General features: G+C 65.9%; 22 protein-coding genes. 14 read left to right on the plus strand and 8 right to left on the minus strand.

Annotation, left to right across the window (positions count from 1 at the left end):
* Positions 1-120: 120 nt before the first annotated feature.
* Complete coding sequence (locus tag LC062_RS07825) at positions 121-2,034, minus strand: propionyl-CoA synthetase (protein ID WP_224910479.1); 1,914 nt, start codon at positions 2,032-2,034, stop codon at positions 121-123.
* A 351-nt stretch (positions 2,035-2,385) separates the two neighbouring features.
* On the opposite strand from LC062_RS07825, the gene LC062_RS07830 reads away from it, so the two are divergent.
* Together LC062_RS07830 and LC062_RS07835 are read left to right on the plus strand one after the other, a co-directional pair.
* Entirely contained in the window at positions 2,386-3,147 is a 762-nt protein-coding gene (locus LC062_RS07830; RefSeq protein ID WP_224910480.1) for a sulfite exporter TauE/SafE family protein, read from the plus strand.
* 102 nt (positions 3,148-3,249) lie between these two features.
* Positions 3,250-4,887: an acyl-CoA synthetase gene (locus LC062_RS07835; protein ID WP_224910481.1), complete on the plus strand. Its 1,638-nt coding sequence runs from the start codon at positions 3,250-3,252 to the stop codon at positions 4,885-4,887.
* A gap of 130 nt (positions 4,888-5,017) precedes the next feature.
* Here the strand turns inward: LC062_RS07835 and LC062_RS07840 are convergent, their stop codons facing one another.
* Positions 5,018-5,197, minus strand: a complete 180-nt coding sequence (locus tag LC062_RS07840) for a YdcH family protein (protein WP_224910482.1) — start codon at positions 5,195-5,197, stop codon at positions 5,018-5,020.
* Between the two features lie 279 nt (positions 5,198-5,476).
* Between LC062_RS07840 and LC062_RS07845 the strand changes: the two genes are divergently transcribed.
* The 3 genes from LC062_RS07845 to LC062_RS07855 all read left to right on the plus strand — a co-directional run bounded on the left by LC062_RS07845 (position 5,477) and on the right by LC062_RS07855 (position 7,489).
* Positions 5,477-5,698 carry a YdcH family protein gene (locus tag LC062_RS07845; protein WP_224910483.1) on the plus strand — a complete coding sequence of 74 codons (222 nt, stop codon included), beginning with the start codon at positions 5,477-5,479 and terminating at the stop codon, positions 5,696-5,698.
* Between the two features lie 157 nt (positions 5,699-5,855).
* Positions 5,856-6,353, plus strand: a complete 498-nt coding sequence (gene purE / locus LC062_RS07850; RefSeq protein ID WP_224910484.1) for a 5-(carboxyamino)imidazole ribonucleotide mutase — start codon at positions 5,856-5,858, stop codon at positions 6,351-6,353.
* A 26-nt stretch (positions 6,354-6,379) separates the two neighbouring features.
* Positions 6,380-7,489 (plus strand): 5-(carboxyamino)imidazole ribonucleotide synthase, encoded by a 1,110-nt coding sequence (locus LC062_RS07855; protein ID WP_224910485.1) that lies wholly within the window; start codon positions 6,380-6,382, stop codon positions 7,487-7,489.
* A gap of 69 nt (positions 7,490-7,558) precedes the next feature.
* Here the strand turns inward: LC062_RS07855 and LC062_RS07860 are convergent, their stop codons facing one another.
* Complete coding sequence (locus LC062_RS07860) at positions 7,559-8,950, minus strand: MATE family efflux transporter (RefSeq protein ID WP_224910486.1); 1,392 nt, start codon at positions 8,948-8,950, stop codon at positions 7,559-7,561.
* A 393-nt stretch (positions 8,951-9,343) separates the two neighbouring features.
* Here LC062_RS07860 and rpsU point away from each other — a divergent pair, with 393 nt between their 5' ends.
* Positions 9,344-9,571 (plus strand): 30S ribosomal protein S21, encoded by a 228-nt coding sequence (gene rpsU, locus LC062_RS07865; protein ID WP_029059436.1) that lies wholly within the window; start codon positions 9,344-9,346, stop codon positions 9,569-9,571.
* Positions 9,572-10,017: 446 nt separating this feature from the next.
* Positions 10,018-10,869 (plus strand): tetratricopeptide repeat protein, encoded by an 852-nt coding sequence (locus tag LC062_RS07870; protein ID WP_224910487.1) that lies wholly within the window; start codon positions 10,018-10,020, stop codon positions 10,867-10,869.
* A gap of 148 nt (positions 10,870-11,017) precedes the next feature.
* On the opposite strand, the gene LC062_RS07875 is transcribed toward LC062_RS07870, so the two are convergent.
* From LC062_RS07875 to LC062_RS07885, 3 genes are all read right to left on the minus strand, one after another.
* Entirely contained in the window at positions 11,018-12,715 is a 1,698-nt protein-coding gene (locus LC062_RS07875) for a DUF882 domain-containing protein (protein ID WP_224910488.1), read from the minus strand.
* A gap of 449 nt (positions 12,716-13,164) precedes the next feature.
* Positions 13,165-15,048 carry a L,D-transpeptidase family protein gene (locus LC062_RS07880; RefSeq protein ID WP_224910489.1) on the minus strand — a complete coding sequence of 628 codons (1,884 nt, stop codon included), beginning with the start codon at positions 15,046-15,048 and terminating at the stop codon, positions 13,165-13,167.
* Positions 15,049-15,245: 197 nt separating this feature from the next.
* A complete protein-coding gene (locus tag LC062_RS07885; RefSeq protein WP_224910490.1) occupies positions 15,246-16,847 on the minus strand; it encodes a sigma-54-dependent transcriptional regulator in 1,602 nt (533 codons plus the stop codon).
* Between the two features lie 241 nt (positions 16,848-17,088).
* Here LC062_RS07885 and LC062_RS07890 point away from each other — a divergent pair, with 241 nt between their 5' ends.
* From LC062_RS07890 to LC062_RS07920, 7 genes are all read left to right on the plus strand, one after another.
* Positions 17,089-18,915: a M3 family oligoendopeptidase gene (locus tag LC062_RS07890; RefSeq protein WP_224910590.1), complete on the plus strand. Its 1,827-nt coding sequence runs from the start codon at positions 17,089-17,091 to the stop codon at positions 18,913-18,915.
* The gene (locus tag LC062_RS07895) at positions 18,912-19,895 is read left to right on the plus strand and encodes a heme-dependent oxidative N-demethylase family protein (protein ID WP_224910491.1); all 984 of its coding nucleotides are present in this window, start codon (positions 18,912-18,914) and stop codon (positions 19,893-19,895) included. The genes LC062_RS07890 and LC062_RS07895 overlap by 4 nt, the downstream gene beginning before the upstream one ends.
* A 52-nt stretch (positions 19,896-19,947) precedes the next feature.
* Positions 19,948-21,237, plus strand: a complete 1,290-nt coding sequence (locus tag LC062_RS07900) for an ABC1 kinase family protein (protein ID WP_263625545.1) — start codon at positions 19,948-19,950, stop codon at positions 21,235-21,237.
* A gap of 107 nt (positions 21,238-21,344) precedes the next feature.
* Positions 21,345-21,656, plus strand: a complete 312-nt coding sequence (locus LC062_RS07905) for an aa3-type cytochrome c oxidase subunit IV (RefSeq protein ID WP_224910493.1) — start codon at positions 21,345-21,347, stop codon at positions 21,654-21,656.
* Between the two features lie 100 nt (positions 21,657-21,756).
* Entirely contained in the window at positions 21,757-22,896 is a 1,140-nt protein-coding gene (locus LC062_RS07910; protein WP_224910494.1) for a Re/Si-specific NAD(P)(+) transhydrogenase subunit alpha, read from the plus strand.
* 9 nt (positions 22,897-22,905) lie between these two features.
* Complete coding sequence (locus LC062_RS07915) at positions 22,906-23,382, plus strand: proton-translocating transhydrogenase family protein (protein WP_224910495.1); 477 nt, start codon at positions 22,906-22,908, stop codon at positions 23,380-23,382.
* A 12-nt stretch (positions 23,383-23,394) separates the two neighbouring features.
* Complete coding sequence (locus LC062_RS07920; protein WP_224910496.1) at positions 23,395-24,795, plus strand: NAD(P)(+) transhydrogenase (Re/Si-specific) subunit beta; 1,401 nt, start codon at positions 23,395-23,397, stop codon at positions 24,793-24,795.
* A 147-nt stretch (positions 24,796-24,942) separates the two neighbouring features.
* Here LC062_RS07920 and LC062_RS07925 read toward each other — a convergent pair whose 3' ends face one another.
* Positions 24,943-25,206, minus strand: a complete 264-nt coding sequence (locus LC062_RS07925; protein WP_224910497.1) for a DUF2312 domain-containing protein — start codon at positions 25,204-25,206, stop codon at positions 24,943-24,945.
* A gap of 130 nt (positions 25,207-25,336) precedes the next feature.
* Positions 25,337-25,633 (minus strand): DUF1244 domain-containing protein, encoded by a 297-nt coding sequence (locus tag LC062_RS07930; RefSeq protein WP_224910591.1) that lies wholly within the window; start codon positions 25,631-25,633, stop codon positions 25,337-25,339.
* Between the last annotated feature and the right edge of the window lie 91 nt (positions 25,634-25,724).

Raw genomic sequence — 25,724 nt, forward strand, 5'->3', positions numbered from 1 at the left:
CATTGCGTGACGGCCCCTCCCGGCCCGCGCACGCAACCACGCCGCGCGACCATAGGCCGGCCCGCGCGTCCTGTCGATGCCCGCCGGCATCCGTTTGCCGGCGGGTTCCTCGCCGCTCTGTCAGGAAGTACCGGCCAACCCACGTTCCTTGAGCGCATCCTCGATCTCGTCGAGAATCGCCGGATCGTCGATGGTCGCCGGCATCTTGAACGCATCGCCGTCGGCGATCTGGCGCATGGTCGCCCGCAGGATCTTGCCCGAGCGGGTCTTCGGCAGGCGCTCCACGGTGATCGCAAGCTTGAAGGCCGCCACCGGCCCGATCTTCTCCCGCACGATGCGAACGAGTTCCGCCTCGATCTCCGCCGTTGGCCGGTCGACCCCGGCCTTCAGGACGACGAAACCGCAAGGGGTTTGCCCTTTCAGCTTGTCGGTGATCCCGACGACGGCGCATTCGGCCACATCCGGATGGCTGGCCAGCACCTCTTCCATCGCCCCGGTGGACAAACGATGCCCCGCCACGTTGATGATGTCATCGGTGCGCGCCATGATGAACAGGTAGCCTTCCTCGTCCCTGATCCCGGCATCCGCGGTCTTGTAGTAGCCCGGAAACTCGTCCAGATAGCTGGTGCGGAACCGCTCGGGCGCCTGCCACAAAGTCGGCAGGCAGCCAGGGGGCAGCGGCAGCTTGATCACCACGTTGCCGAGGGTGCCAGCCGGCACCGGATGGCCCGCATCGTCCAGCACCTGCACGTCGTAGCCGGGCATCGGCACGCTCGGCGAGCCGTGCTTGATCGGCAGCAGGCCGAGCCCCAGCGGATTGCCGGCAATCGCCCAGCCGGTTTCCGTCTGCCACCAATGGTCGATCACCGGAACGCCCAGCTTGTCCTCGGCCCATTGCAGCGTGTCCGGATCGGCACGCTCGCCGGCCAGGAACAGGGAGCGGAAGCCCGCCAGATCATAGTCGCCGATCAGCTTGCCTTCGGGATCTTCCTTCTTGATCGCCCGGAAGGCGGTCGGCGCGGTGAACAGGCTCACCACGTTGTGGTCGGAAATCACCCGCCAGAACACGCCCGCATCGGGCGTGCCCACCGGCTTGCCCTCAAACACCAGGGTGGTCGCGCCGTGCAGCAGCGGCGCATAGACGATGTAGGAATGACCGACCACCCAACCGACGTCGGAGGCGGTCCAGAACACCTCGCCCGGCTCGATACCATAGAGATTCTTCATCGACCACTTCAGCGCGACCATATGCCCGCCATTGTCGCGAACGACACCCTTGGGCTGCCCGGTAGTGCCGGAGGTATAGAGGATGTAGAGCGGATCGGTCGCCTTCACCGGCACGCAGTCGACCTTCCGGCCGGCCGCCATCGCCTCGCCCATCAGCGCTCCGAGGTCGTGGTCGCGGCCCTCGATCAGCGTTGCCTCGGCCTGCTCCCGCTGCAGCACGAAACAGGCCTCGGGCTTGTGCGCGGACAATTCGATCGCCTCGTCGAGCAACGGCTTGTAGGCCACGACCCGGCCCGGCTCGATGCCGCAGGACGCAGCCACAATGGCCTTCGGGCCGGCATCCTCGATCCGGGTGGCCAGCTCCCGTGCGGCGAACCCGCCGAACACCACCGAATGCACCGCGCCGAGACGGGCACAAGCAAGCATGGCCATCAGCGCCTCGGGGATCATCGGCATGTAGAGGATCACCCGGTCACCCTTGGTCACACCCTTGTCGACCAGACAGGCCGCCAGCGCATTGACCCGCGCCAGCACCTCCTCATAGGTGTAACTCGCCGACTTGCCGGTGATCGGGCTGTCATAGATGATCGCCGGCTGGCCCGGGCGGCCACGCTCCACATGGCGGTCGAGGCAATTGTAGCAGGTGTTGCATTCCGCACCGGCGAACCACTGACCGAAACTTCCGAGCGAGGGGTCAAACACCTTGTCCCATGGCTTGATCCAGTCGATCTCGGCGGCGGCCTCCGCCCAGAAGGCCTCCGGATCCCGCATCGATTTGCCATAGACCTCGTGATAACGGCTTGGCATCCTGTCACTCCTCGTTGCCCGCCCGCGATCGGCGAAGCCGTCACGGTCTGTCTTTTTCGCCCTGAAGCGTGTTGCCTGAAGCGATCCGCGAAGAAGCGCGCCGCCTGCCGGTCCGCCACCGGAGGCACTGGCACTTTTCACATCCAGACAGTATGTGCCGCCAGCGCCAAGGGAAAGGCAAGTCCGCCCGGCTAAGACATTCGGCGAAGAGGGCGGCAGCCCAAACCGGCCTCCGGCATACCAGTTGAGGCGCACCAACATGACAGGGCCGCCCGGACAGCGTATAGGCTCGGACCGGAGCCGTCCCGCATCCCGTGTCCTGCCTGCTTCCTTCACCCGAGATACCCAGACGTGACCCCGATCGCAGATCCCCTCTTCTACGCGCTTGCCGTTCCCGCCGTGATCATGGTCGGGCTGGCCAAGGGCGGCTTCGGCGGGCCCCTGTCCCTGCTCGGCGTGCCGATGATGGCGCTGGTCATCCCGCCGGTGCAGGCGGCCGGCATCATGCTGCCGATCCTCGTCGTCATGGACATGGCCGGGCTCGTCGCCTATCGCCGCAGCTTCGATGCCACCAGCCTGAAGATCCTCCTGCCGGCCGCCCTTGTCGGCATCGTCCTTGGCTATGTCACCGCCGCACAGGTCAGCGATGCCCATGTGCGCCTGCTGGTCGGACTGGTCGCCATCCTGTTCACCCTCGACAGCCTGCGCGGCGGCGCCGCCCGCAACGCCCCGCGCCCGCATCGCCCCTGGGCCGGGCGCTTCTGGGGCATGATCGCCGGCTTCACCAGCTTCGTCAGCCATGCCGGCAGCCCGCCGTTCCAGATCTACATGCTGCCGCTGCGCCTCGATCCGCTGCGCTTCGCCGGCACGTCGGTGCTGTTCTTCACGGCGATGAACGCGATCAAGCTGGTGCCCTATGGCCTGCTCGGTCAGTTCGACGCGGCCAATCTGGCGACCTCCGCCCTGCTGCTGCCGCTCGCACCGCTGGCGACGCTGGCCGGCGTCTGGCTGGTCCGGCGCACCCGGCCCGCGCTGTTCTACCGCATCACCCATGCCGCGGTGGCGGTGATCGGCTGCAAGCTCTTGTGGGACGGGGTCACCGGATTGATGTGACTCAATGACCGCCCCCTTACGCCTTTCGCATGGTTGATCCTTACCGGGTTTGGCGGTTTGATGGCACGCCCGACCGGGCAATTCGGTTCTCCGGAGGAATGAATGGCTGAGACTGGCAGTCCCTATACCCGCGATCTCGACAAGACGCAGGCAAACCACACCCCCCTGTCGCCGCTGAGTTTCCTGGCGCGCGCCGCCTTCGTCTTTCCCGATCGCACGGCGATCGTGCATGGAACCCAGCGCACCAGTTACCAGGACTTCTATGCCCGTGCGCGCCAGCTTGCCTCCGCACTCGCCGCGCGCGGCATCGGCAAGAACGACACCGTGACAGTGATGCTCTCCAACACCCCGCCGATGCTGGAAGCGCACTATGGCGTGCCGATGACCGGCGCCGTGCTGCACTCGCTGAACACCCGGCTCGACGCCACGGTGCTGGCCTTCCAGCTCGACCATGCCGAGACCAAGGTGGTGATCACCGACCGGGAATTCGCCCCGGTGATGAAGGAAGCGCTGGCGCTGGCCACCGTCAAGCCGCTGGTCATCGACTATGACGACCCGGAATTCCCGCAAGATGGCGAGCGTCTCGGCTCTGAGGATTACGAAGCTTTCCTCACCTCCGGCGATCCGGACTACGCCTGGTCGCTGCCGGGCGACGAATGGGATGCGATCTCGCTGAACTACACCTCGGGCACCACCGGCAACCCCAAGGGTGTCGTCTATCATCATCGCGGCGCCTACCTGCTGGCCCAGGCCAACATTCTCACCGCCTCGATGGCCAAGCACCCGGTCTATCTGTGGACCCTGCCGATGTTCCACTGCAACGGCTGGTGCTTCCCCTGGTCGATCTCGATCGTCGCCGGCACCCATGTGTGCCTGCGCCAGGTGCGGCCGAAGCCGATCTGGGACGCGCTCGCCGACGAGGGGGTGACCCATCTGTGCGGCGCCCCCGTGATCATGACCACCCTGCTGAACGCCCCCGAGGCAGACAAACGCGACCTCGCCGGCCGCGTCGTCGAATTCTTCACCGCTGCCGCCCCGCCGCCCGAGGCCGTGCTTGCGGCGATGAAGGAAGCCGGCTTCAATGTCACCCATCTCTATGGCCTGACCGAGGTCTACGGACCGGCGGTGGTCAATGAATGGAAGGACGAGTGGAACGCCCGCCCGGCCGACGAACAGGCCACACTCAAGGCGCGCCAAGGGGTGCGCTACGTCGCCCTCGACGGCCTGAGCGTGCGCGATCCGATGACCATGGAGCCGGTGCCGGCGGACGGAAAGACCCTCGGCGAGGTGATGTTCCGCGGCAATGTGGTGATGAAGGGCTACCTGAAGAACCGGGAAGCGACCGACGAGGCATTCGCCGGCGGCTGGTTCCACTCAGGCGACCTCGGCGTCCTGCATCCCGACGGCTATATCCAGCTCAAGGACCGCTCCAAGGACATCATCATTTCCGGCGGCGAGAACATATCCTCCATCGAGGTGGAAGACGCCCTGTTCCGGCATCCGGATGTGGTCGCCGCGGCCGTGGTCGCCCGGCCCGACGAGAAATGGGGCGAGACCCCTTGCGCCTTTGTCGAGCTGCGCCCGGGAGCGGAGGTCTCCGCCAAGGAGATCACCGATTTCTGCCGCGAGCGGCTGGCCCATTTCAAGGTGCCCCGCCATGTCATTTTTACGGAGCTGCCGAAAACCTCGACCGGCAAGATCCAGAAATACGTGCTGCGCGAGATGGCCCGCGAGAGCTGACGCAAGGGGCCGGACGCCCCTCGGCTCCGGCTTGATCTCGGCGCCATGAAACGACAAAAGCCGCGGCAATGCCGCGGCTTTTACGTCAGCAGACTTCCGAAGAAGCCGGTAGTTTGTCAGTGCAAATCGCTCAATGCACGGTTTCAGCGCCGCCCAGCCGTGTAATCTCATCCTTGAGTTGAAGCTTCCGACGCTTGAGATCTGCAATGGCAAGCGAGTCCATACTTGGATGGCGCATTGCTTCTTCCAGTTTCCGCTCAAGATCCGAGTGGCGCTTCTGCAACTCGACGAGATGCGACTGTAGTGACATGGAAAACCTCCTTGCCTATTCGCTTTTGACGACGTGAGTGTGACACAGCCATTCCCCGCTGTCGAACAGTTCCGGCACAAGGTGACGTAGCGACATCTGCCCTTTTGAAAAAATTCTTCCGACCTGCGACACCCTGCCTCAACCCCGCCTTGCGCCCCCCGTTTTCGCGCCTTTGAAATCCCCTACCTTTCCCGGAACATACGCGGTATCTTTGCGGGGCGCGCCTCGGCAGGTGCGACCATAGCGGGACGGGATCGCAAAGAACGCTTGGAGACGGATATGGATTCAGGCATGGGCGTGGAACTGGATGAAAAATCGGTCCGGATCGAATTGGCGCGCCTGCGCCAGGAGCATCGGGACCTGGACACGGCAATCGGGGCGATCATCGAAACCGGCCGGGCGGATGCCCTGCAACTCCAGCGCATGAAGAAGAAGAAGCTCTTCCTCAAGGACCGGATTACCTCGCTGGAAGATCGCCTGTTGCCCGACATCATTGCCTGACGGAACGCAAGGACCGAACCGCCCCGACCACCGGCTCCGGGGCAACCGGCCTGCGCCCGCTCCCCCGGAACGCCGCCCCTTGCGCGCCGTACCGCTCTGCCTATAATCCGCGCCTTTCCAGCCGACCTTCCCTTCGACACGAGTTTGCGAGAGTGGCATGACAGCAAAGACGCCAGTGGTGGCGATCATCATGGGCAGTCAATCGGACTGGCCGACCATGAAACATGCCGCCGATACGCTGGAAGCGCTCGGCGTGCCATTCGAGGCACGCATCGTCTCGGCCCATCGCACGCCGGAGCGGCTTTACGAGTTCTCCCGCTCCGCCCGCGACGTCGGCTTCAAGGTGGTCATTGCCGGTGCCGGCGGCGCGGCGCACCTGCCGGGCATGACCGCCTCCATGACCCCGCTTCCCGTTTTTGGCGTGCCGATCGAATCGCGCACCCTGAAGGGCGAGGACAGCCTCCTGTCGATCGTGCAGATGCCGGCCGGCATTCCCGTTGGCACCCTGGCCATCGGTCGCGCCGGCGCGGTCAACGCGGCTCTGCTCGCCGCCGCCGTGCTTGCCCTCAACGATCCGGACCTGGCCGACCGGCTCGATGCCTGGCGCCAACGCCAGAGTGACGCGGTCGCCGAACGCCCCGCCGACGATCTCTGACAGCCTTCCGACGGAAAGACACCACCATGACGGCTCCCGACGCCCGCACGATCCTGAAGCCGGGCGCGACGCTCGGCATCCTCGGCGGCGGCCAGCTTGGCCGGATGCTGGCACTTGCCGCGGCCCCGCTCGGCCTCAAGGTGCATGTGCTGTGCCCGGACCCGGACAGCCCCGCCTTCGATGTCGCCGCCGGCTTCACCATCGCCGCCTATGACGACACGGCCGCGCTCGACGCCTTTGCCGCCGCCGTCGACGTGGTGACCTATGAGTTCGAGAATGTGCCCGGCCCGACGGCGGCCCATCTGGCCGCCCGGGTTCCGGTGCGTCCGGGGCCGAATGCGCTGGCCGTCTCCCAGGACCGGCTGGCCGAGAAGACGTTCCTGCGCGAGAACGGCATTCCGGTCGCCGATTTCCGCTCTGTCGACAGTCAGGACGACGTCCTTCCCGCGCTGGAGGCACTGGGCGGCCGGGGCGTGCTGAAGACCCGCCGCTTCGGCTATGATGGCAAGGGCCAGATGATGCTGCGGCAGACGGCCGATGCCACCGGCGCCTTCCAGGCGCTCGGCGCGGCGCCGGCGATCATGGAAGCCCTGGTGCCGTTCCAGCGCGAGGTCTCGGTGATTGTCGCCCGTGGCCTTGATGGCACGTTGCGCGCCTATGACGTCGCCGAGAATCATCACGAACACCACATCCTGAAGACCTCGACCGTGCCCGCCACGCTTGCCGCCGGCACCGCGGCCGAGGCCCGGATGCTGGCCGAGCGCATCGCCGAGAAGCTCGACTATGTCGGCGTTCTCGGGGTCGAGATGTTCGTCCTGCCCGGCACGGGCGACGAGGCGGAGCGGCTCGTGGTCAACGAGATCGCCCCGCGCGTACACAACTCCGGCCACTGGACCCAGGACGCCTGCCAGGTGTCCCAGTTCGAGCAGCATGTGCGGGCGGTTGCCGGCTGGCCGCTCGGCAGCGCTGAGCGACATGCGGATGTGGTCATGGAAAACCTGATTGGCGCTGAGGTCGAGGGATGGCCGGCGCTTGTTGCCGCGCCCGATGCCTGCCTGCACCTTTACGGCAAGGCGGAAAGCCGGCCGGGCCGCAAGATGGGCCATGTCAACCGGCTGCGCCCATTGCGCGCCTGATCGCCGCGCCGCAATTCGCGCTTCCCGACAAAAAGCTCACCCCGCGCCCACCGGCGCGGGGTTTTTGCCTCAGACCAGACCGATACGCTCGCGCAAGGCAAAGCGCCACATCAGCGCCACCGACACGCTGGCAAGGCCCGCCGCCAGCCCCCACCAGATACCGACGCCGCCGAAACCGCCGGGGAAGGCCAGCCCATAGGCAAGGCCCATACCCACGCCCCAATAGCCGACGATCGCCAGCACCATCGGCACCTTGGTATCCGACAGTCCGCGCAGAACGCAGCCACCGACCACCTGCACCCCGTCGAACAGCTGGAACACCGCCGCGACCAGCAGGAAGGTGATGCCAATGGCCAGCACCTCCTCCGCCTGCGGATTGTCCAGATCGAGAAACAGCCGAACCAGGGTCTCGGGGAACGACCAGAAGACGATGCCGCCGCAAAGCATGAACAGCATCGACCCGAACAGCGCGACCCAACCAGCGCGCCCAACCGCCGCCCGGTCCTTGTGCCCTGCGGCCAGACCGACGCGAATCATCCCCGCCTGCCCGAGCCCGAGCGGCACCATGAAGGTGATCGCGGCCAGCTGCGTGGCAATGCCATGGGCCGCCAGCGGCAACGTTCCGATCCAGCCCATCATCACCGAGGCGCCGGAAAACAGAGCAACCTCGACCAGAAGCGTGACGGCGACCGGCCACCCGAGCCGCAGGATTTCCAGCATCTTCGGCCAGTCGCTGCGCCAGATTCGCCCCAGAATCGCATAGCGCCGCAACTGCCGCTGCCACAGGGTATAGATGACCAGCACCACCACCGTCAGCGACGCGGTGGCGACCGAAGCGATGCCCGCGCCGACCACTTCCAGCCGGGGAAAGCCGAAATGACCGAAGATCAGCAAATAGTCGACCCCGGCATTCATCAGCGCCGCCAGCACCGTCGCCCACAGCACCACCTGAGCCTTTTCCATCACGGTGATGAAGTTGCGCAAGGCCATGACCAGCAGCGACGGCAGGACCGAAAACATCATCACCTGCATGTAGTCGCCGGCCACCGCCGAGACCTCCGGATCCTGGCCAAACGCCAGCAGGATATCCTCGGTGAACCACAAGACGCCCCAGCTCGGGATGGTGTAGAGCACGGCGAACCAGATGCCCATCCGCACGGCACGGCGCACATCGCGCGGGCGCCGGTCGCCGCGCGCGGTCGCCGCAAGCGGGATCACCGCCTGAAGCACGCCCATGCCGAACAGCCAGATCAGGATGAACAGGTTGTAAGCCAGCACCACGGCCGCCAGTTCCGTCGCCCCGAGCCAACCGATCATCAGGACATCGGTGGTGTTGATCGCCATCTGCGCCACCTGGGCACCGGCGATCGGCAGACCGAGCATCAGGGTCGGACGAATGTCGCTCCGCCACAATTCAGAAAGGCCCACCCCACCGGGCGACGCGGGTGTCGACCAGGACATCTTCAAGCTCCAGAGATTGAGTTCGGCGTTGCCGTAAGAATGCGGAGCCGCAACTTGGCCCGGCATCGGATCGTCCCACCACAGGTAGTTGCTTCGGTGAACCCTGTCCAGCCTGTTCCGGGCAGGTCGGAACAGGCATATCGGACCGGTTTTCTTGGCCCGGCCTTGCGTTTTCCGGCGAAGGACGGTGGACAACAACGCCTGTGTCTGCTACCAACCAGCCCTACCGAGCGACGTGAAAGCGGCGAACCGTTCTTTTTGTTTGAGCGGATGCCATATGCGGATTGCGCTTCCTCGTGGAGTGCGACCCGGTTTCGCTTCCGAGTCAGTTAAGAATTTGATCCTGCGCCGAGGGTGACTACGCTCCGGCGCGAGAACGATGGGAAAAAACGCGTGCAGGTTCTGGTTCGCGACAACAATGTCGATCAGGCGCTGAAGGCGCTCAAGAAGAAAATGCAGCGCGAAGGCATCTTTCGCGAGATGAAGCTTCGTGGCCATTACGAGAAGCCGTCCGAGAAAAAGGCGCGCGAGAAGGCCGAGGCCGTTCGTCGTGCCCGCAAGCTGGCCCGCAAGCGCGCCCAGCGTGAAGGTCTGCTGCCGAGCAAGGCGCCGCGCCGCTGATTTGAAACCTGTCTTCGCGTCGGCGAGCCGATGCGACGGACGGACGCGAACAGCTCTGCCGGACGGCCATGCGATTGACGTCTTTTCGTCAAGACCGCCTTCAGACCCCGACACGTGCCACGCCGGCGCGGGTGTCGCTGGGGCGAATCCGTGTGGCTCTCTCATCAGTGACGTCATGGGTTAACGGACCAGCCGGAAAACGGTCTGGTCCGTTTGCATTTGGCGCGCGATGCTGACACGGTTACGCTGACACGCGCGGTCGCCTCCAGGCGCGACGCCGACTTGATTTCATTCCGGTTTTCGCCATGGCCGGCGAAGACCGCGCGCCCGTCCCGCAACGGGCGGCATGGGCGGGCCAGGTCCATCCGGCACCTCCCGCAAGGCAGGAACCGATGCTGGCCTGGCGGCTTCGACAAGCCGCCGGGAACAGGCAGGAAGGAGCAGCGATGCGCGAGGCCAGATTGCCCTTTTCCGCCATGGCGGGTCCCCTCACCGCAGTCGCGCTGCTGCTTGCCGGCTGTCAGAGCTCGGGGGTTTCCGGCGTCAAGATCGACCGCTCCGCCGGCTCGGCCGCCAATATCGAATCGCTCGATGCGGTGATCGACGCCAACCCGCGGGATGCAGCCGCCTACAACACCCGGGGCATCGCATACGGCCGCGCCGGGCGCCTCGAACAGGCCCTTTCCGATTTCGATACCGCGCTGAAACTCTCGCCGGACTCCTACCAGTCCTATGCGAATCGGGCGCTGGTCTATCGCCGGATGGGCGATCTCAACAGGGCCATTGCCGACTATTCCGCCGCCCTTCGCATCAAGCCGGACTACGCCACCGCGCTGGTCGGTCGTGGCAACGCCTACCGCCAGCAGAACCGCGACACGCTCGCGCTCGCGGATTTCGATGCGGCGATTCGCGTCGATTCCGGCAATGCCCGGGCGTTTCACAATCGCGGCCTGATCTATCAGGCGCAGGGACGGCACACCCAGGCGATCGAAGATTTTGCCACCGCGATCGGCCTCGACCCGAATGCGGCCGAGCCCTACATCGCGCGCGGCGTCTCCTATCTTGCGGTCAACGATCCGAAGGCAGCCTTTTCCGACCTGTCCGATGCGGTCAACCGCGACAAGCGCTCGGCCATGGCCTGGGCCAATCGCGGCTTGGCCCTGGAGGCGCTTGGCAAGCCCAATGACGCGCGCCGCTCCTACAACCGCGCCCTCGGCATCGATCCGTCCAACGAGATCGCCCGCACCGGCGTTGGTCGGTTGAACACCGGCACGGCACTTGGCGCCGCCGCCCGATAAGAGCGCCTGCCCCCGACACAGCGCCATGCGGAAGGGCCGAACCCGGCGTCCGGATCTGCCCTTCGACAGGACAAACGAAAAACGCCGCGGCCCTTTCCCGGGACGCGGCGTTTTTCGTGTCTGTTTTCCGTCCTGACAGCCGACAGAACTACTGGACGGTCAGCACCGGCAACAGCACCACAGCGGGCCCCTCGAAGCGGTCCGCCTTCGGCGTTGCCGCAACGCGCGTCCCGAAGCGGTTGGCGAAGATCCGCCCACCTGGAGCCAGAAGCAGGCCGAGGCGCCGCTGGTTCGGGTGGGACAGCGCGGCAAATGCACGGGTGCGGGTCGTCACCTCAGCAGACATCAGATGAGGCATGTTCCGATCGGGCAGCGCGGCGAACTGCGCCAGCGGGTCCTTGATCACCGGCGCCGGAACTCGGCCGGACAAGGATGCGGCGCGCGCACCGGTTGCCGTCCCCGCCATCGACGCGGCACGGCGCGGTGGCACGGCGACCTTGCTGTCAGCCGGCGCCACAGCGCCTGCGGATGCTGCATAGGCAAGGGTCGCACCGGCGAGCCCGCTTTCCGGCTTGCGCGCCGGCGCGGCGGACCCGGTGACCGCGGCGATGGCCGAAACGCCATCCTGTGGCGGCGCCGGACGGGGAAGAGCACCAGGGAAGGCCGACGCCATCTGGGCAGCAGCCGGCGCGGCTTCAGCCGAAGCGACCACCAAAGGACGAGCAGTCGGCGCCGGCAGGGCCGTTTCGCCGCGCGCCAGCCGCTGCGCCTGGGCTTCAAGCGTTCCCGACCGTACCGCGCCATCGGTGGCGGCCGCAACGATGGCGGCAAATCCGGCGGGCTTGCTGGGCGGCACGACCTTGGCGACGATCACCGGATCGACCTCCGGCCGTGCTTCGGGTTCGGCCTTGGCCGGTGGAACCACATCGGGCACGGCAGCGCTGCGCACACCCGGAGGCGCTTCGGAAGGCACTGGCGGCGGCGTGGCCGCCTCGGCACGAGCGGTTCGGGCCGCCGGACGCGGCGTTGCCGTATCCTTCGCGTCATCATCGCCGCCACCGAACAGGCGGGCAATCAAGCTCGGGCCACCGGACCCGGACGCGGCAACCGGGGCCGGCCGCGAGATCGACCCGTTCCCGGAGGTCATATCCTGACCGGTCGTGCGGATCCGCGCACGGGTTCCGCTGGCGCTGGCAAGAACGGTCTTGCGCTGCGCGCCGCCACCCTTGTGCCGGGCGAGAGCCTCCGCATAGCGCGGCATCTTCTTGCCATCGGTCGGAACGTGAATGGTATCGCCGCGCGGGAAAACCTTGGCAAGCTGCTTGCGGGTCATGCGCGGCCAGTGGCGCACCGAGCCGGTGTCCATATGCACGAACGGCGTGCGCGAAGTCGGATAAAAACCAACGCCACCCACTTCCTTGCGCAGTCCAAGCGCCCGCAGCTTCGAGATGTTGATCCCTGGAATGAAGAAATCCATGGCTCGGCCACGGGTATGCTGGCTGTTCTTGGCCACGCCGCGCGACCGGCCGCGCAGCATGTTGTTGGTCGCCGGAGAGCGATACCCGGACACCACATGGATCGGCTTGCTGGTACCGGCCTTCTGGTAGACTTCCCAAACCAGGTCGAACAGCTTCGGGTCCATCTTGGTGATTTCGTTGCGCCGCCAGTCGCGCAGGAAACGGTTGAGCTCACGCAGGCCCGAGGACACGTAGCGTCCGTTCTTCTTGAAGGTGATGGACACCCGTTCCTTGGTGTGGGTGTTGAACAGCTTCAGGGTTCGCGTTTCCGCCAACGCCTCCGACGGCGACAGGGAAACCAGCGCGCTGCTCGCAATCAAGCCAAGCATGGCGAACGCACATGCACTCGTTCGCACCCAGGAGAACCATGCCTCGAGCAATGTTCAGTCTCGCTTGTTTGCCGGCGGATACGCCGAACATCCGCCCCCCAATTGGACTGATGTAAGGCACCGAAGTTAAGAAGCCTTTACCGTATTCGGAAATGAGCGCAAATCGTGGCAATTACGCATCACAGCCACAAAAAAATGAATCTTTCATCCTTTCACACTGATTTTTGTCGGCTTTTCCTGAGGCAGAACAGAGCGGCCCCTACACCGGAAACGCGGTCAGGTCGCAGCCGCAGGCCTTCCGTGCACCTATGACGCGCAGCCGGCGACCCGGTCGCCGGAGACGAAGGAGAGAGGAAAAGAGGCGGGCCGCGCGGTGGCACCGAAGACGTTTTTGCCAGCGCCGCCGGGGCGGAACCCGGGCCCCCGGGACGCGACTCCCGGATCGCGCGTCAGCGATACATATCGTTGGAGCGGCGCTGGCGCAGCCGCTGCAATTCAGCCCGGCGGGTCCGCACATCCTTGTGCACTGCCTCCTTCGTCGCCGCCTTGGCCGGCGCGGCGCGGCGGGGCCCGCGCACCACCGGAGCGGCCACCGCAAAGCGTTGCCACTCCTGCCAGCCGTCGATTTCCAGTGCCTTGGTCAGCGTCGCATTGTGGCCGTAGATGTCCGGACGGCGCTGCAGCCGCCCTTCCGCATCGACGAAGGCGGTGAAATAGGCCAGATGCACCGGCACCGCATGGGTGAGGTCGACCCGCCGTTCCTGACCGCCGACCATTTTCTTCAGCCGGGCCGCCGACCAGTTTTCGTCCAGCTGCAGCAGAGCGTCGGCGAAATCGAACGGATCCTTGACCCGCACGCAGCCGTGCGAGAACGCCCGGCTCGACCGTCCGAACAGGCTCTTGGACGGCGTGTCGTGGAGGTAGACCGAATGCTTGTTCGGGAACATGAACTTGATCTGGCCGAGGGCATTGCCCCGTCCCGGTCGCTGACGAATGCGCACCGAGCGCAGATTGCCGCCGGCCCAGTCGACCGAGGCCGGGTTCACCACCCGCCCGCCGGCGAGCACCTCATAGTTCCGACCGCCCAGGTAGCCGTTCGGGTTGGCCTGGATCGACGGCAGCATCTCCTGGGAAACGATGGAATAGGGCACATTCCAGTACGGGTTGACGATGACGTGATCCATCACGTCGGAGAACACCGGCGTCTGATTGGACGGCTTGCCGACGACGATCCGCGTCTCGTAGACCTTGGTGCCATCGCGGTAGAGCCGCGCCTGAAACTCCGGAATGTTCACGAAAATGTGGAAGGCGCCGAGGTCGCGCGGCATCCAGCGCCACCGCTCCATGTTTGCGATCACATCGGACACGGCCATGCCGTCATCGGCGACCGCGTTGAGCGCCAGCAGCGTGCGCGCGCCGACAATCCCGTCCGGGTGCAAGCCATTGTCCCGCTGGAAGGCGAGCACCGCCTCCTTGAGTGGATCGTCGAAACGCTCAGCCTCGCCCCCCTCTGTCACCTCAACACCGAGCCGCTGGCGAAGAGCGGCGACGCGCGGGTCCGAGGCGCCGGGCTTCAACGCCTTGCCGGCGGGAACGACAACCGGGCGCTCTTCCTCCGTCTTCGGCTGGCGCAGCAGCGCCAGTTGCTCGCGCAGCGCCTGAAACTGAGGATGGGGCGGGTTGAACCCGTCCAGCACGGCCAGCGGATCGCTGGCCTCGGCCAGGCTCTGCAAGGCGGCCACCGGCTCCGGACGCTTCGGGCTCGCGGTGATGGAACGGGACAGATCGTTCGGGGCGACCCGCCCGGCTTGCGCCTCTTCCGCATAGGCCAAAAGCGCCGCCGACAGATGGGTCTCGAACCGGGCAACGGTCTGCGCATCGAGCTTTCCGGCCGTGCGCGCCAGCCCCGCAGGCAGCGCGTAATCGGCCGGCGTCAGCCCATCGCGATCGGCCTGCCCGAGCCGGCCGATCAAACGGCGCGCGACCAGGGACGGAATGCCATCGGCACTCCACACCGGCGCATTCTCCCGCGCGGCATAGAAATCGGCAACCGCCTGCCAGCGCCGGGCGTTCAGGTAGGGTGCGGCGGCAACGGCCTCGGAGCGGGCCATCTTGTCGCCGAGATAGGCGCCCAGCGCCTCGCCAAGAGGATCGACAGGCGTGGCGATGGTGTCACCGACAATCTCCGACACCGCATCCGCGGCCGGCAATTGCGGCCCGATCATCGCCATGGCGCCTTCGCCATATGCCACCGTCGCGGAAGAAACGCCGACAAGACCGGCAAGCAGGAGCGCGGCAAGAGGACCAGCGGCAGCAATCGTTCGGGCGGGCATCTGGGCGGTCCTGTTCTCGGGTGCCATATCGGCGGTCATGTTCTGAAATTCAGACGTCGGAGAATTCATGCGTAAGGCCACCGAAGGCCGACCGGACGCGCGCGAAAACACGCCGCGAACCGGTTCACCCTGATGGCTACCGGTAAACAAGCCCGCAGGCTCGCGTCCTGGCAAGAGAGGAGAGCGCTGGAAGCGGGCTACTCGGCGGCCTCGGTATCGGGTGTTGCATCAAGGCCATAATCTTTCAACTTTCGGTAGAGAGTTGAGCGGCCGATTGACAACCTGCGCGCGACTTCGGTCATCCGCCCGCCATAGTGGTCGATAGCCGTGCGGATCATATCCGCCTCGACCTCTTCCAGTGAGCGGATGTGGCCGCTGTCGTTGAGAGACCGCAAGAAGCCGAAGGGCGGCTGGTGCGGATCCTCGCCCGACAGCGCCTCGCCGGCGGTCTTCGCCCCCCCTGCCGCCGCCTCGGGCGCCGTCGCCGAGGAAGGATCCGGCGCGGTGGCAAGAGCGGCGGGCTCGCAGGGCGCGTCAGACGCTGGAGCGTCAGCAGTTTGCCCCCGGCTTTCCATCGCCTGCCCGGCGTTAGCTGGGGCCCGAGCAACAGCGGCCTGGATCTGGGGGAAGTCATCGGCGGTCAGGTGACCGCCCTCGCACAGCACCACTGCCCGGAACACCGCGTTTTCCAATTGCCGGATGTTGCCCGGCCACTGGTAGCGCTGCAGCATGGCAATGGCGTCCGGCGCAACCGCGGAAATCTGCGGGCGCCCCTCTTCCGCCGCGAAGCGGGCCAGGAAGTGGCGCACCAGATCGGGAATATCCTCGCGGCGGTCGCGCAGCGGCGGCAGCCACAGCGGAAAGACGTTCAGCCGATAGTAAAGGTCTTCGCGGAAGGTCCCGTCCTTGACCAGATCGATCAGCCGGCGATTGGTCGCGGAGATCAGCCGGAAATCGACCTTGACCGGACGGCGGGCGCCGATCGGGTCGATTTCCCCTTCCTGCAGGGCGCGCAGCAGCTTGACCTGGATCTCCAGCGGCAACTCGCCGACCTCGTCGAGGAACAAGGTGCCGCCATGGGCCTCCTGAAACTTGCCGACATGCTTTTCAACCGCGCCGGTGAAGGCGCCCTTCTCGTGGCCGAACAGGATCGATTCCACCAGATGTTCCGGGATCGCCCCGCAGTTGACGGTGACGAACGGCCGCGCCTTGCGCTCACTCGACCCCTGAATGGCGCGGGCGATCAGCTCCTTGCCGACGCCCGATTCGCCCTCGATCAAGACCGGGATCTGCGATGCGGCAGCGCGGCGGCCGACCCGGATCACCCGTTCCATCGCCTCCGACCGGGTGACGATGTCATCGAAGCTGAAGGTGCCGCTGGACTGTTTGTGGATGCGGGTGATCTCGCCTTCCAGCGCCGACATCTTCAGGAAGGTGTGGATCGACACATTGAGCCGTTCCGGCGCCACCGGCTTGACGACGAAGTCCTGCGCGCCGGCGCGGATCGCATTGACCGCGGCGTCAATCCCCGCATGCGCCGTCTGCACGATGATCGGGATCGCCGATTTCATCTCCCGCAGCCGAGCGATCACCCCCATGCCGTCCAGTTCCGGCATGACGAGATCCAAGACGAGAAGGTCGATATCCGCCCCTTCCGGACCGGTCAGGATCGCCAGCGCCTCGGCCCCGTTTTCCGCCAGCCGCACGCGAAAGCCGAACTTCTTCAGCGTCGCTTCCAGCAAGCGCCGCTGAACCGGATCGTCATCGGCAACGAGTATCCGTCCGCTGATCGGGGTCATGCGCGCCCTGCGCCTCCATGTCGGCCCGTTTGCCGGGTCTTCCACTTGGGAATTGTACCAATTCGGGGCAGATTACCCCGGGCGCGGTAAACAAAACGTCCACCGCGCGTCCGGCGCGGCGGATTGCCCATTGCCGCCGGACGACCTACGACAATATGCAAGAAGGGATGCGCCGACGCGCCGCCCGGCCTGAGACGACCGCAACGGAGACGAGATGACCCCGACGAGCCTTTCCGCCGCCATGACCGGACACCGCGCCCCTGTGGCTGACGCCGCAACGGCGAGCGAGGAAACTCTCGGCTCGCTGCCGGTCTGGAACCTCGGCGACCTCTACCCTGCCCATGACGCGCCGGAGGTCACCGCAGATCTGGAAAAGGCGGAACGTCAGGCCGCCGCCTTCGCCGCCCGCTACCAGGGCAAGCTGGCGGAGATCGCCGGCCGTTCCGGCGGCGAACTGGCGGCGGCAATCCGCGAGATGGAAGCCCTTGACGATCTGATGGGCCGCCTCGCCTCCTTCGCCGGTCTGTTCTACGCCGGCGACACCACCGATCCGGTGCGGCAGAAGTTCTATGGCGACATTCAGGACAAGCTGACCACCGCCAGCACCCATGTGCTGTTCTTCACCCTGGAACTGAACCGCATCGACGATGCGGTGCTCGACGCGGCCCTTGCCGACCCTGACCTTGCCCACTATCGCCCCTGGCTGTCGGACATCCGCAAGGAACGGCCGCACCAGCTGGAAGATCGGGTAGAACAGCTCTTCCACGAGAAGGCCGGCACCGGCGCGGGCGCCTGGAACCGGCTGTTCGACGAGACCATGGCCGGGCTCCGCTTCACCGTCGACGACAAGGAACTGCCGCTCGAACCGACCCTCAACCTGATGCAGGACCCGGACAGCGCCACCCGCGAGAAGGCGGCCAAGGCCCTTGGCAAGACCTTCCGCGCCAACCTGCCGGTGTTCACCCTGATCACCAACACGCTGGCCAAGGACAAGGAGATTTCCGACCGCTGGCGCGGCTTCGAGGACATCGCCGATGCCCGCCACCTGGCCAACCGGGTGGAACGGGATGTGGTCGATGCGCTGGTCGCCGCCGTGCAGGAAGCCTATCCGCGCCTCTCCCACCGCTACTACGCCATGAAGGCGCGCTGGTTCGGCAAGGATGTGATCGACTATTGGGACCGCAACGCCCCGCTGCCGGATGCGGACACCCGGCGCATTCCCTGGGACGAGGCACGCAGCACCGTGCTTGGCGCCTACCGCCGGTTCTCGCCGCAGATGGCCGAGATTGCCGGCCGGTTCTTCGACGAAGGCTGGATCGACGCTCCGGCCCGGGCCGGCAAGGCGCCCGGCGCCTTCGCCCATCCGACCGTGCCGAGCGCCCATCCTTACGTGCTGCTCAACTATCAGGGGCGCACCCGGGACGTGATGACCCTCGCCCATGAACTGGGCCACGGGGTGCATCAGGTGCTGGCGGCGCCGAACGGCGCGCTGATGGCGCCGACCCCGCTCACCCTGGCCGAGACCGCCAGCGTCTTCGGCGAAATGCTGACCTTCAAGGACCTGCTCGCCGCCAGCGACGATGCCAAGCGCCGACGCATCCTGCTCGCCGGCAAGGTCGAGGACATGCTGAACACGGTGGTGCGGCAGATCGCCTTCTACGCCTTCGAGCGCAAGGTGCACGCCGCGCGCCGCCGGGGCGAGCTGACCGGCGAGGAGATCTGCGAGTTGTGGATGTCGGTGCAGGCGGAGAGCCTTGGCCCGGCCATTCGCTTCGGCGAAGGCTACGAGACCTTCTGGACCTACATTCCGCATTTCATCCATTCGCCGTTCTACGTCTATGCCTATGCCTTCGGCGATTGCCTGGTGAATTCGCTCTACGCCGTCTACGAGGAGGCAGAAAGCGGCTTCCAGGACAAGTATTTCGCCCTCTTGTCCGCCGGCGGCACCAAGCACCATTCGGAGCTGCTTGCCCCCTTCGGGCTCAATGCCACCGACCCGGCGTTCTGGCGCAAGGGCCTGGCGGTGATCGAGGGCTTCATCGATGAACTGGAGGCCGCGCAAGCATGATCGATGCGCCCATGAGGGTGGCCCCACCCTTTGCGCATACTCCCTATGACGGATCGGCCCGGCCCTTCAGTGTCGGGCTGCTTCCGCTTGATCTGGCCGACTGGATCGAGCCGGATGCCCACTTTGCCGCCCACCTGGCGGAAAAGGAACGGCTGCTTCAGGGCGGCGCCGAGGTGCCGGTCCTGAAGGCCGAGGCGGACACACTGGAGGCCCAGCGGGAGGTTCTAAGCCTCCTGCTGGACCATCTGCCGGCAACCTTCCCGGCGCTTTACCGGCGCACTCTTTGCCAGCGTACTGGCGAGGAGATCCGGCTCCTGCCGATGGCACGGGACTACAGACTGGCGGACTGGCACGACCGACCGCTGGAACTGGCCGCCCGGCTGGTGCAGGAGGATCTGGTGCTGATGCGGCGGAGCGCGGACGGCTACCGCCTCGTCGCCGCCGCCCTCTGCTTTCCCTCCTCCTGGTCGCTGGCGGAGAAATTCGGCGGCACCATGGGCGAGATCCACGCGACGGTGCCCGGCTTCAACGATGGGCGGATGGGGCCGATGGTCGCCCGGATCTTCGACAATCTCGCCGTCGACCGCCCCTCCTGGCGGCTCAACTGGTCGCTCTATACCGGTTCCGGCCTCCACCGCCCCTTCGCCCGGCGGCTGGAGACAGAAGCGCTCGATGTCGCCACGCCCGGGGGCGAAGGCATGGACACGGGCCTTCATGTGCGGGTCGAGCGGCAGACCCTGCGCCGCCTGCCGGAAAGCGGCGACATTCTCTTCACCATCAAGGTGCATCACGATCCCGTCGCCGCCTTCGCCACTCATCCGGACGGGGCACGGCTTGCCGCCGGCCTGCGCGCGCAATTGCTGGCGCTCGACGCCGCGCAGCTGACCTACAAGGGCCTGGCCGACCAACGGGATCGCATCGCCGAACGGCTCGCCGCCTTCGGCCAGACAGGAACGGGACACCCCAGTGAACGACCGTGAACGCAACCGGGTGACCGCCCGGGTCGGCCGCTATGCCCGGGTCGGCGCCAACATGGGCGGGATCGCCGCCCGGCTCGCCGGGGCAAAGGTCTTCGGCTACGACATCGACGACCGCAAGCAGGCCGCCGAACTGGCCGCCGCGCTCGGTGGCCTGAAGGGACCGTTGATGAAGGTCGCCCAGTTGCTGTCGACCATTCCCGACGCGATCCCGCCCGAATACGCCACCGAACTCGCCCAGCTTCAGGCCGATGCCCCGCCCATGGGCTGGGCCTTCGTCAAGCGGCGGATGATGGCCGAGCTTGGCCCCGGCTGGCAGCAGCGTTTCGCCGCCTTCGACAAGGTTCCGGCGGCGGCGGCCTCCCTCGGTCAGGTCCACCGGGCGAGCGCCCTGGATGGTGCCCCCCTTGCCTGCAAACTGCAGTATCCGGACATGGCCTCGGCGGTGGAGGCGGACCTGTCACAGCTCGCCGTGCTGTTTTCCGTCCACCGCCGGATGCAGCCAGCCATCGACACAAGGCAGATCGCCGAGGAGATCGGCGCCCGCGTGCGCGAGGAACTGGACTACCGGCGCGAGGCCTGCCACATCGCCGTCTACCGGGAGATCCTCAAGGACGAGCCGCGCATCCGTGTGCCCCGCGTCGAACCGGACCTGTCCACCGGACGCCTGCTGACCATGTCCTGGCTGGAGGGCAAGCCGCTGCTCGCCTACCGCGACCACCCACTGGCCAACCGCAACCGGCTGGCGGAGGTGATGTTCCATGCCTGGTGGCACCCGTTCAGCCATTTCGGCGTGATCCACGGCGATCCGCATCTGGGCAACTACACGGTGTTCGAGGAAGACGGCGCGCCGCAGGGCATCAACCTGCTCGACTACGGCTGTATCCGCATCTTCCCGCCCGCCTTTGTGGCCGGGGTGATCGAGCTCTATCGCGGGCTTCTGGAGGAAGACGAGGCCCGCACCGTCGCCGCCTACGAGAGCTGGGGCTTTCGCGGTCTGACCCGCGAGTTGATCGACACGCTCAACATCTGGGCAAGGTTCATCTACGGCCCGCTCCTGACCGACCGGGTCCGCTCCATCGCCGAAGGGGTCAGCCCGGCGCAGTATGGCCGCAAGGAAGCCTTCCGGGTGCATCAGGCGCTGAAGCGGCTCGGGCCGGTCACCGTGCCGCGCGAATTCGTCTTCATGGACCGGGCGGCCATCGGCCTTGGCGGGGTGTTCCTGCATTTGCGCGCGGAGCTGAATTTCTTCCGCCTGTTCAACGAGCAGATCGACAATTTCGACATGGCCACCGTTCAAAGCCGGCAAAAAAACGTGCTGCGCGCGGCCGGCATCGACGATTGATCCTCCCGGCTGCGGTTGCACTGCGGAATCAATTGTGCCTTGCTCGTGGTTGCAGTGCGAAGAGCGCGTTGCCGATAGTCTTCTGTCTGCTATAAAGGCACGAAACAATGACGACGAACCGCCAAGAGGAACACATGTCAGATCAGACCGCCCAGACGATGGACTATGCCGAACACGAGCGCACCTATGCCGGCTTCATCAATTTTTCGAAGGTCGGCACCATTGCCCTTCTGAATATTATGGTGTGCCTGGTGCTTTTCACCTTCGGTGGCACCGCCGGCAGCATTTTCGGCACCGTTTTCGTGCTGGCCACTCTGGCCGCCGCTGCCGTTGGCCTTGCCATGGGCGATCGCGGCTGGATCCCCTCCGCCGGCGTCTTCGTCCTGACCGGCCTGATGGCTATCATTACAGCGAGCTGACGGGCTCCCACCCGTCAGCCAGACTTCCTATCCAGGCCAGACTTCCATCCCGGCCGGACTTCCATTCAGGCCAGACTTCCATATGGGGAGGACAGTATTGATGAAACTCGCAGTGCCCCGCGAGAGCGAGGCAGGAGAAACGCGCGTCGCCGCCACGCCCGACACCGTGAAACGGTTCGTCGCGCTCGGCTTTGATGTCGTCGTCGAAAAGGACGCCGGCACCCTGTCGCGCATCCCCGATGAGGATTTCGTCACAGCGGGCGCCTCGATCGCCGACACCGCCGAAGCTGCGCTGTCCGGCGCCGACGTGGTGCTGAAGGTCCGTCGCCCGAGCGAGACCGAGCTGGCCGCGATGAAGGCCGGCGCACTGGTCATCGCCAGCATGGACCCTTACGGCCATGAGGACGCGGTCGCGGCCATGGGCAAGGCCGGCGTTGCCGCCTTCGCCATGGAGTTCATGCCGCGCATCACCCGCGCCCAGGTAATGGACGTCCTGTCCTCCCAGGCGAACCTTGCCGGCTATCAGGCGGTGATCGACGGCGCGGCCGAATACGACCGCGCCCTGCCGATGATGATGACCGCCGCCGGCACCGTGCCGGCCGCGCGGGTGTTCGTCATGGGCGCCGGCGTTGCCGGTCTGCAGGCGATCGCCACTGCCCGCCGCCTCGGCGCCATCGTCACCGCCACCGACGTGCGGCCCGCCGCCAAGGAGCAGGTGGAATCGCTCGGCGCCAAGTTCATTGCCGTCGAGGATGACGAGTTCCGTCAGGCCGAGACCGCCGGCGGCTACGCCAAGGAAATGTCAGACGCCTACAAGCAGAAGCAGGCCGAACTGGTGGCCACGCATATCGCCAAGCAGGACATCGTCATCACCACCGCCCTGATCCCCGGACGTCCGGCCCCGCGCCTGATCTCCAGGGAGATGGTCGCCAGCATGCGCCCCGGATCGGTCATCGTCGATCTGGCGGTCGAACGCGGCGGCAACGTGGAAGGTGCCAAGCCGGGCAAGATCGTCACCCAGGGCGATGTGAAGATCGTCGGCCATCTCAACATGCCCGGCCGGATCGCCGCCTCCGCCTCGACGCTCTATGCGAAGAACCTTGCCACCTTCCTTGAAACCATGGTGGACAAGGAAACCAAGGCAATCGCGGTCGACTGGGAAGACGAGCTGGTCAAGGCCACCGTCCTCACCCGGGACGGCGCCGTGGTGCACCCGGCCTTCGCGCCGGCTGCGGAATAGGGGGGCCCCATGTCAGAACTCAGCGTCAATGAAGCGCTCGAACGCGCCCGCGCGGCCGCCGACGCCGCCGCCGATGCGGCGGCCAACGCGCAGGCCGCCGCCGATGCGGCACAAGGCTACGCCGACCAGCTTGCCGGCAACGCCGGCACCTCGCTCGCCCATGCCGCCTCGGCGGCCACCGGCGGCGCGGTCGATCCGTTCGTCTTCCAGTTCACCATCTTCGTGCTGGCGATTTTCGTCGGTTACTATGTGGTGTGGTCGGTGACCCCCGCCCTGCACACGCCGCTGATGTCGGTCACCAACGCGATTTCCAGCGTGATCGTCGTCGGCGCGCTGCTCGCCGTCGGTGTCGATCTGGTCTCCGATGGGGCCAGCTTCGCGCGCGGCTTCGGCTTCCTTGCCCTGATCATGGCAAGCGTCAACATCTTTGGCGGCTTCCTGGTCACGCAACGAATGCTCGCCATGTACAAGAAAAAGCAGCGATAGGAGGCCGGACACATGCTTTCAGCCAATGTCACGGCCATCCTTTATGTGGTGTCGGCCGTTCTCTTCATCCTCGCCTTGCGCGGGCTCTCCAGCCCGGAAACCTCGCGCCAGGGCAACCTGTTCGGCATGATCGGCATGGCCATCGCCATCGTCACGACGCTGCTGGTCGCCGCACCCGGCATCAGCGGCCTCCTGATGATCGTCGTCGGTCTGGCCATCGGTGGCAGCATCGGCGCGGTCACCGCCCGCCGGGTGCCGATGACGGCGATGCCACAGCTGGTCGCCGCCTTCCACTCGCTGGTCGGCATGGCCGCCGTGATGGTTGCCGCCGGCGCTCTCTACGCGCCCCAGGCCTTCGGCATCGGCGCGGTCGGTGAGATCCACGGCGCCAGCCTGGTCGAGATGTCGCTTGGCGTGGCCATCGGCGCCATCACCTTCACCGGCTCGGTCATCGCCTTCGCCAAGCTCGACGGGCGCATGTCCGGCGCGCCTATCATGCTGCCGATGCGGCATGTCATCAACGGCGGCCTCGCCGCACTGATCGTGCTGCTGATCGCCATTTTCGTTCAGACCGAGAGTCATGCCGTCTTCTGGATGATCGTGGTGCTGTCGCTGGTGTTCGGCGGGTTGATCATCATCCCGATCGGCGGCGCCGACATGCCCGTCGTCGTCTCCATGCTCAACTCCTACTCGGGTTGGGCGGCGGCCGGCATCGGCTTCACCCTCGGCAACATGGCGCTGATCGTCGTCGGCGCGCTGGTCGGCTCCTCCGGTGCGATCCTGTCCTACATCATGTGCAAGGGCATGAACCGCTCGTTCATCTCGGTGATTCTCGGCGGCTTCGGCGGCGAGACGGCCAGCGCCGGCGGTGCCGGTGGCGGCGAGGAACGTCCGGTCAAGCAGGGTTCGGCCGAGGATGCGGCCTTCATCATGAAGAACGCCGGCAAGGTGATCATCGTGCCCGGCTATGGCATGGCGGTGGCTCAGGCCCAGCATGCGCTGCGCGAGTTGGGCGACATCCTCAAGGAAGAGGGTGTGGAGGTGAAATACGCCATCCATCCGGTCGCCGGCCGCATGCCCGGGCACATGAACGTGCTCCTGGCCGAAGCCAACGTGCCCTATGACGAGGTGTTCGAGCTGGAGGACATTAACTCCGAGTTCGCCCAGGCCGACGTCGTCTACGTCATCGGCGCCAACGACGTCACCAACCCGGCGGCGCGCGACGATCCGCAATCGCCGATCTACGGCATGCCGATCCTCGACGTCGACAAGGCCGGCACGGTGCTGTTCGTCAAGCGCGGCATGGGCTCCGGCTATGCCGGCATTCAGAACGAGCTGTTCTTCCTCGACAAGACGATGATGCTGTTCGGCGATGCCAAGAAGATGACCGAGGGCATCGTCAAGGCGATGTAACACCGGCTCCGGTCGAAGCCCGCGGGCTTCGATCGTTTCGTGACAAAAGGAAAACGCGGCGCGCCTTTCGGTACGCCGCGTTTTTCTTTTCACCGCTCCGCCGGCCGGTCCGCGCGGAAGGCGCGCAAACGGCCGCCGGGAGATTGATCAGGCGTCGTTGGCCGGTCCGGCCATGCCAAGCGCGTGCATGTAAAGATCGAGAATCGCATCCTCTTCCTCACGCTCATGCGGCTGCTTCTTGCGCAGGGAAATCACCTTGCGCAGGATCTTGACGTCAAAGCCGTTGCCCTTGGCTTCCGCGTAGACGTCCTTGATGTCGTCGGAGATGACCTTCTTTTCTTCCTCGAGGCGCTCGATACGCTCCACAAAGGCGCGCAGCTGATCGCCGGCGACACCACCTGGTTCAGACATGCGGTTTCGTCTCCTTAGGGGTTAGTGACAGGTTGGGTATTCGGGTGCGCCTCAATGCGCGCAAATCATGCCGGTTTCAAGAGCCCGGCACGAATTTCCATGACTGGCGGGGTTCGGATCGGCAGAGGTCTCACTCGTGCGTGTGGCTGGTCTTGAACGCAGCCACCTGCTCCGGTGTCGCCTCGGTCTGGTACTGCGCCTTCCACTCGGCATAGGGCATGCCATAGACGATTTCGCGGGCAGCCTCCTTGTCGAGCGCAACGCCCTTTTCCTGCGCCGCGTCGAGATACCAGTTCGACAGGCAATTGCGGCAGAACCCGGCCAGATTCATCATGTCGATGTTCTGCACGTCGGTCCGCTGCCGCAGATGCGCAACCAGCCGGCGAAAGGCCGCGGCCTCCAGTTCCGTGCGCGTCGCCGCATCCATGGATGTCTCCTCAGTCTTCGTCATTTCGTCGCTCCCGTCTCAACGCAGGCAAGGCCTGACCTGTGGGCATGCATCGCCCCGTCCCCAGAGT

The organism is Stappia indica (assembly GCF_020177335.1).
Taxonomy (GTDB): Bacteria; Pseudomonadota; Alphaproteobacteria; order Rhizobiales; family Stappiaceae; genus Stappia; species Stappia indica_B.